The 6,000-nt window shown below is 71.0% G+C and carries 6 protein-coding genes, 1 other RNA gene and 1 pseudogene; 2 read left to right on the top strand and 6 right to left on the bottom strand.

What is annotated here, in order from left to right; translation table 11 throughout:
* Positions 1 to 2: 2 nt before the first annotated feature.
* A complete protein-coding gene (locus tag KUM32_RS17430) occupies positions 3 to 1,004 on the top strand; it encodes a LacI family DNA-binding transcriptional regulator (protein ID WP_217142832.1) in 1,002 nt (333 codons plus the stop codon).
* A gap of 79 nt (positions 1,005 to 1,083) precedes the next feature.
* On the opposite strand, the gene ssrA is transcribed toward KUM32_RS17430, so the two are convergent.
* The 5 genes from ssrA to ftsE form a co-directional block, all read right to left on the bottom strand.
* Positions 1,084 to 1,484, bottom strand: a transfer-messenger RNA (tmRNA) gene (gene ssrA / locus KUM32_RS17435).
* A gap of 127 nt (positions 1,485 to 1,611) precedes the next feature.
* Entirely contained in the window at positions 1,612 to 2,091 is a 480-nt protein-coding gene (smpB, locus tag KUM32_RS17440) for an SsrA-binding protein SmpB (protein WP_189231037.1), read from the bottom strand.
* A 62-nt stretch (positions 2,092 to 2,153) separates the two neighbouring features.
* Positions 2,154 to 3,326: a S41 family peptidase gene (locus KUM32_RS17445; RefSeq protein WP_217142833.1), complete on the bottom strand. Its 1,173-nt coding sequence runs from the start codon at positions 3,324 to 3,326 to the stop codon at positions 2,154 to 2,156.
* Between the two features lie 68 nt (positions 3,327 to 3,394).
* Complete coding sequence (ftsX, locus tag KUM32_RS17450) at positions 3,395 to 4,312, bottom strand: permease-like cell division protein FtsX (protein WP_217142834.1); 918 nt, start codon at positions 4,310 to 4,312, stop codon at positions 3,395 to 3,397.
* A 29-nt stretch (positions 4,313 to 4,341) separates the two neighbouring features.
* Complete coding sequence (gene ftsE / locus KUM32_RS17455; protein ID WP_217142835.1) at positions 4,342 to 5,031, bottom strand: cell division ATP-binding protein FtsE; 690 nt, start codon at positions 5,029 to 5,031, stop codon at positions 4,342 to 4,344.
* Between the two features lie 249 nt (positions 5,032 to 5,280).
* On the opposite strand from ftsE, the gene KUM32_RS17460 reads away from it, so the two are divergent.
* A complete protein-coding gene (locus KUM32_RS17460; RefSeq protein ID WP_217142836.1) occupies positions 5,281 to 5,472 on the top strand; it encodes a hypothetical protein in 192 nt (63 codons plus the stop codon).
* A 111-nt stretch (positions 5,473 to 5,583) separates the two neighbouring features.
* Here KUM32_RS17460 and KUM32_RS17465 read toward each other — a convergent pair.
* Positions 5,584 to 6,000: pseudogene (locus KUM32_RS17465) on the bottom strand (hypothetical protein); the annotation flags it as partial.

Genomic DNA, 6,000 nt, shown 5'->3' on the forward strand with positions numbered 1-6,000 from the left:
TGATGGCGCGGATCACCGACGTGGCGCGGCGGGCCGGGGTCTCCCCCAGCACCGTGTCGTACGCGCTCAGCGGGAAGCGGCCGATCTCCGAGGCGACCCGGCGGCGCGTCGAGGCCGCCGTCCGGGAGCTGGGCTACCGGCCGTCCACGGACCCGCGGGCACGCGACGGCGGCTCGCGGGTGCTGGCGCTGGCCCTTCCGCCGCGCGCCGACGTGCGGTTGCCGGTGGTGATGGGCTTCGCGGCGTCCGTGGTGGCGGCGGCCCGGACGTACGACCACGACGTGCTGCTGCTCACCCGGGAGGAGGACGGTCGGGGTGTGTGGCCGGGCGCGGACGCGCTGATCGTGATGGACGTCCAGCCGCACGACCCTCGGCTGCCGTGGCTGCGCACGCTCGGCCGGCCGGCCGTGCTGCTCGGCCTGCCCGCCGACCCGGACGGGCTGACCTGCGTCGACCTCGATTTCCGGGCGGCCGGAGAGGTGTGCGTGGAGCATCTCGCCGGGCTCGGTCACCGCGTGGTGGCGCTGGTGGGGCCGCCGCCGGAGGCGTACGACCGACGGGCCGCGTTCGCCCACCCGGTGGTGAGCGGCTTCACGGCCGCCGCCGACCGCGCCGGGCTGCTGTCGTCCGTGCACCCGTGCCGGGCGACCCCCGGCACCGCCGCCGAGGCCGCCCGGGGGGTCGCCGAACGGCTGCTGCGCGCCCGGCCCACGCCGACCGGCGTCGTCGTCCACGACGAGTCCCTGCTGGAGCCGCTGATCGACGCCTTCGAACGCCTCGGACCGCGGGTGCCCGGCGATCTTTCCGTCACGGCGATCTGTCCCGACGAGCACGCCGCCGCGGCCCGCGTCCCCGTCACCGCGGTCGCCGTCCCGTCCCCCGAGGCCGGCGCCAGGGCGGTGGACCTGGTGATGAGGAAGCTCGCGGGCGCTCCCGTTCCCCGCACCACACTGCTCGCACCGCACCTGACGATCCGCGCGAGCACGGCCGCCGTACGGGCGTGACGGGCGTCCGTACCACGGGCGTCCGGGCATGACGAAGGCCCCGCCGCGCTGAGCGACGGGGCCTTGGCCCACATGGGAATTGTGGAGATGGCGGGAATCGAACCCGCGTCCAACGGTGTGGAACCAGGGCTTCTCCGTGTGCAGTCCGCTGCGATTTTCTCAGCCCCGGAGATCACGCGGACAAGTCTCCGACGGGCTCAGTCACTGTGTGGTTTCCCTCTTCACCCCGTGACCGGGATCAAGGTTTAGTCCCCTAGCTGATGCCAGGATCCGGGTCGGGAACAGCCCCGGGCTGACACTCCCTTTAGTAGGAGGCTCGCTCTGCTACCTGAGATCAGGCAGCGAGGGCGAAGGCCTGCTGGGAGGAATCGCGCTTGGTGTTGGCGATTATTTTTTTCGGCCTGTGGTTTACGAGATCATGGCCGCTTCCTCGACACGCTTCCCCTGCTTCGACAGCCGCTGTCGAAACCGATCATCCCCATGTTGATTTTTCAATCCCCCGAGAAGGAACCTCCGAAGAGGGCCCCCACCGAGGCTCGCACCCGCTGTGAGGTGCAGGTGCCATCGTACGTGACCAACGCACGCCCGTGCCAGCGTATTCCCGGGGTCAGGCCCGCTGCTTGCGCCGGATCGCCGAGATCGTGCGCTCCGCCTCGCGCCGGTCCTGCTTCTCCCGCAGGGTCTGCCGCTTGTCGTACTCCTTCTTGCCGCGCGCCAGCGCGATCTCGACCTTGGCGCGGCCGTCCTTGAAGTACAGCGCGAGGGGCACGATCGTGTGCCCGGTCTCCTGGGACTTCGACTCCAGCTTGTCGATCTCCACGCGGTGCAGCAGCAGCTTCCGCTTGCGGCGGGCGCTGTGGTTGGTCCAGGTGCCCTGGCTGTACTCCGGCACGTGCACGTTGTGCAGCCAGGCCTCGTGTCCGTCCAGCTGCACGAAACCGTCGACCAGCGACGCCCGCCCCTGGCGCAGTGACTTCACCTCGGTCCCGGTGAGGACCAGTCCGGCCTCGTAGGTGTCGAGGATCTGGTAGTCGTGCCGCGCCTTCTTGTTCTGCGCGATCAGCTTGCGCCCTTTTTCCTTAGCCATAGTGCAGCCCATTTTGGCACTACGGAGGGGACCCGGGGAAAGCGGATTACGCGGCGCGGCCCCTAGCGTCCCAGGCCGCTCAGCACCGTCCCCGCCCGCTCCAGCGCGGCCGGGCCCGACGGGTCGACCTCCAGGTCGGGCGTGATGCCCGTGCCGTCGACGCCCCGGCCGGAGGGGGTGCGGTAGTGCCCGACCGTGAGCTCCGCCACCGAGCCGCCGGGGAGCCGGCTCGGCATCTGCACCGAGCCCTTGCCGAAGGTGCGGGAGCCCACGACGACCGCCCGCCCGCGGTCCTGGAGGGCGCCGGTGAGCAGCTCGGCCGCGCTCATCGTGCCGCCGTCGACGAGCGTGACCAGGGGCCTGGCGGTGTCACCGCCGGGTGCGGCGTGCAGGGCCCGCTGGTCCCCGTCGACGTCGTACGTGGCGACGAGGCCGCCGTCGAGGAAGGCGGAGGCGGCGGTGACGGCCTCACCGACCAGGCCGCCCGCGTTGCCGCGCAGGTCGAGGACGACGCCGGCGTCGGCCGGGACCCGCTCCACGGCGGTGCGCACCTGTGCGCCGACGCCCTTGGTGAAGGAGGCGACGCCAACGACGGTGGCCCCGTCGGCGAGCGTGCGCACGGTCACGGGGTCCGTGGACAGCCGCGCCCGCCGTACGCTCTCGGTCCACGCGCGCGTGCCGCGTTCCAGTCCGAGCCGGACGACGGTGCCGGCGGGCTCGTCCTCGGCGTCGCCGCGCAGCAGGGAGACGACCTCGGTGACGGGACGCCCGTCGACCTTCCGGCCGTCGACGCTGCGCAGCCGGTCGCCCTCGCGGATCCCGGCGTCGGCGGCGGGCGAGCCGGAGCGCACCTTCGTCACCTCGATGCGGCCGTCGCGTTCCCGGCGCGCGGAGAGCCCGACGCCGGTGTACCGGCCGTCGAGGGACTCCTCCAACTCCTCGAACTCGCCCGGGGAGTAGACGGCGCCCCAGCGGTCACCGCTGCGGCTGACGGCGCGCTCGGCGGCGACGGTGGGGGACTCGCCGTCGGCCATCGCCTCGGCCGCCGCCCGGGCCACGTCCTCGTGGTGTCCGGCCGGGGCGGCCGAACGTGCCGTGTCGGACGGGGACTTCCGGTCGTCCTCGGGAAACGAGCCGGTGGCCGCTCCCGTGACGAGAACACTTGCGAACAGCAAGGTCAGGGCGGCCCCGTGGCGTGCGCGGCGGGGCTGACAGAACGGGTCACGACCTGACATGCCGGTGAGTCTAGGACAACGCGAGAGGGCCGAACGGCCGCTGAACCGTTCGACCCTCTTGGCATGTGTCACACCTTCAGATACTTGCGCAACGCGAAGAACGCGGCCAACGCGGGCATCAGCAGACTGGTGGCCAGGATGAGCGGAAGCTTCGTCAACAGGGCGTCCCAGCCGATGAAGTCGATCAGGGCCAGCTTCTCGGACAGGGCGAGCCCGTGGTCGATGAGGAAGTACCGCGCGGTCACCAGGAACGCGCAGGCGACCGCGCCGCCGATGAGCCCGGCGACCGCCGCCTCCATGATGAACGGCGCCTGGATGTAGAAGCCCGAGGCGCCGACCAGCCGCATGATGCCGGTCTCACGCCGCCGGCTGAACGCCGAGACGCGCACCGTGTTGACGATCAGCATCAGCGCGACGACCAGCATCAGCGCCATCACCGCGCGCGCCGCCCAGTTCATGCCGTTGAGGAGCTGGAAGAGGTTGTCCAGGGTGCTGCGCTGGTCCGCCACGGACTGCACGCCGTCCCGGCCGCCGAAGGCGGTCGCGATGACCTGGTACTTCTCCGGGTCCTTCAGCTTGATCCGGTACGACTCCTGCATCTGGTCCGGGGTGAGGGAGCTGGCCAGCGGCGAGTCGCCGAACTGCTCCTTGTAGTGCTTGTACGCCTCGTCCTGCGACTCGTACGTCACCTTCTCGACGACGTTCATCTCTTCGAGGTCGGCCAGGATCTGCTTCTTCTGGTCCTCGGTCACCGCGCCCTTGGCGCAGGCGGGATCGGACTTCGCGTCGCTCTTGTTGCAGAGGTAGACCGTGACGTTGACCTTGTCGTACCAGTAGCCCTTCATGGTGTTGACCTGGTCGCTCATCAGCAGCGACCCGCCGAACAGGGCCAGCGACAGGGCGACGGACACGATCACCGCGAAGGTCATCGTCAGATTGCGACGGAGACCGACACCGATCTCCGAGAGCACGAACTGGGCGCGCATGGCGTCTCGTTAAGCCTTTCCGTTCCTCGTCAGTGCTGGTAGCCGTAGACGCCGCGCGCCTGGTCGCGGACGAGGCGGCCCTTCTCCAGCTCGATGACGCGCTTGCGCATCTGGTCCACGATGTTCTGGTCGTGGGTGGCCATGATCACGGTGGTGCCCGTCCGGTTGATGCGGTCGAGCAGCTTCATGATGCCGACCGAGGTCTGCGGGTCGAGGTTGCCCGTGGGCTCGTCGGCGATCAGCAGTTTGGGCCGGTTGACGAAGGCACGCGCGATGGCGACGCGCTGCTGCTCGCCACCGGACAGCTCGCCGGGCCTGCGGTCCTCCTTGCCGCCGAGACCGACGAGGTCGAGCACCTGCGGCACGGACTTGCGGATCTCGCCGCGGGACTTGCCGATGACCTCCTGGGCGAAGGCGACGTTCTCGGCGACCGTCTTGTTCGGCAGCAGGCGGAAGTCCTGGAACACCGTCCCCAGCTGGCGCCGCATCTGCGGCACCTTCCAGTTGGACAGGCGGGCGAGGTCCTTGCCCAGGACGTGCACCTGCCCGTGACTGCACCGCTCCTCGCGGAGGATCAGCCGCAGGAAGGTGGACTTTCCGGAGCCGGAGGACCCGACGAGGAAGACGAACTCGCCCTTCTCGACCTCCAGGGAGACGTCCCTGAGGGCTGGGTGGCTCTGTTTGGGGTAGACCTTGGAGACGTTGTCGAATCGGATCACGGATGCACCACGGGTCGCCGGGGGTAGATGAGCGTGACCCTACGCGAAGCGGGGAGCGGACCGCAGTCGCCGGTCGGGGTTGCGTGACAGTTGCGCGTTTTGTCCTCGCCCTGTCCGGTGCCGCCGCCCGGTCGCGGCCCCTGGGGGAAGGCGCGCGGCACCCCACGGAACCTGGCACAGTGGAGAGGGGAACGTTCGCGTCGTCGCGGGCGTTGTTCTGACGGAGCCGGTGGCAAGGAGGGCGAGCGCATGACGTACGACCGGTTGGTGTGCGCGAACTGCGCGGCGCCCGTGAGTGAGGGCCGGTGCCCGGTGTGCCGGGCGAACCGCGAGCGGCTGCAGCAGGGCAACTTCTTCGCGGGGCTGAATCCGATGACGCTGGTCGCGCTCCTGGCGGTGCTGGTCGCGGCGGTGGCCCTGCTGGCCCACCAGACCGTCTGACGCCCGCAGAGGGGCCTCAGCGCCCCTGGAGAAGGCATGGAAGGGGGCCCGGAGCGATGTGCGCTCCGGGCCCCCTTCGCGCACGTGCCGTGCGTACGCGGGTGACTACCCTCAGGCAGCCGCGCCGCGGCCGTTCATCATGCGCGGCAGCAGGCGGAAGCCGATGCCGCCGGCGATCATCGTGGCGGCGCCGACCAGCAGGAACGTGGTCTCCGCGGCGCCGGTCTCGGCGAGCTCGTCACCGCTGCCCTGGGCGGTGGTGTCGGAGGCCGGGGCCTCGTCGCCGGTGTCGGTCAGGGCCGAGGAGCCCTCGTCCTGGGGGACGTTGTCGTTGCCGCCGCCGTCGGGGGTGGTGCCGCCGGTGCTGTCGCCGCCGGTGGAGCCGCCGCCGTTACCGCCGGAGGACGCCGCACCGCCGCTGTTGCCGCCGCTGCCGGAGCCGCCGCCGTTGCCGGAGCCACCGTTGTCGCCGGAACCGCCGCCGTTGCCGCCACCGCCGTTGCCGGAACCGCCGCCGTTGCCTGAGCC

Source organism: Streptomyces sp. AC627_RSS907, assembly GCF_019049165.1.

What these genes read in the sequence shown, in the direction of transcription:
- KUM32_RS17430 (WP_217142832.1), top strand. Translation starts at nt 3, where the DNA reads ATGGCGCGGATCACCGACGTGGCGCGGCGGGCCGGGGTCTCCCCCAGC.
- smpB (WP_189231037.1), bottom strand. Translation starts at nt 2,091, where the DNA reads ATGGCTAAGGAAAAAGGGCGCAAGCTGATCGCGCAGAACAAGAAGGCG.
- KUM32_RS17445 (WP_217142833.1), bottom strand. Translation starts at nt 3,326, where the DNA reads ATGTCAGGTCGTGACCCGTTCTGTCAGCCCCGCCGCGCACGCCACGGG.
- ftsX (WP_217142834.1), bottom strand. Translation starts at nt 4,312, where the DNA reads ATGCGCGCCCAGTTCGTGCTCTCGGAGATCGGTGTCGGTCTCCGTCGC.
- KUM32_RS17460 (WP_217142836.1), top strand. Translation starts at nt 5,281, where the DNA reads ATGACGTACGACCGGTTGGTGTGCGCGAACTGCGCGGCGCCCGTGAGT.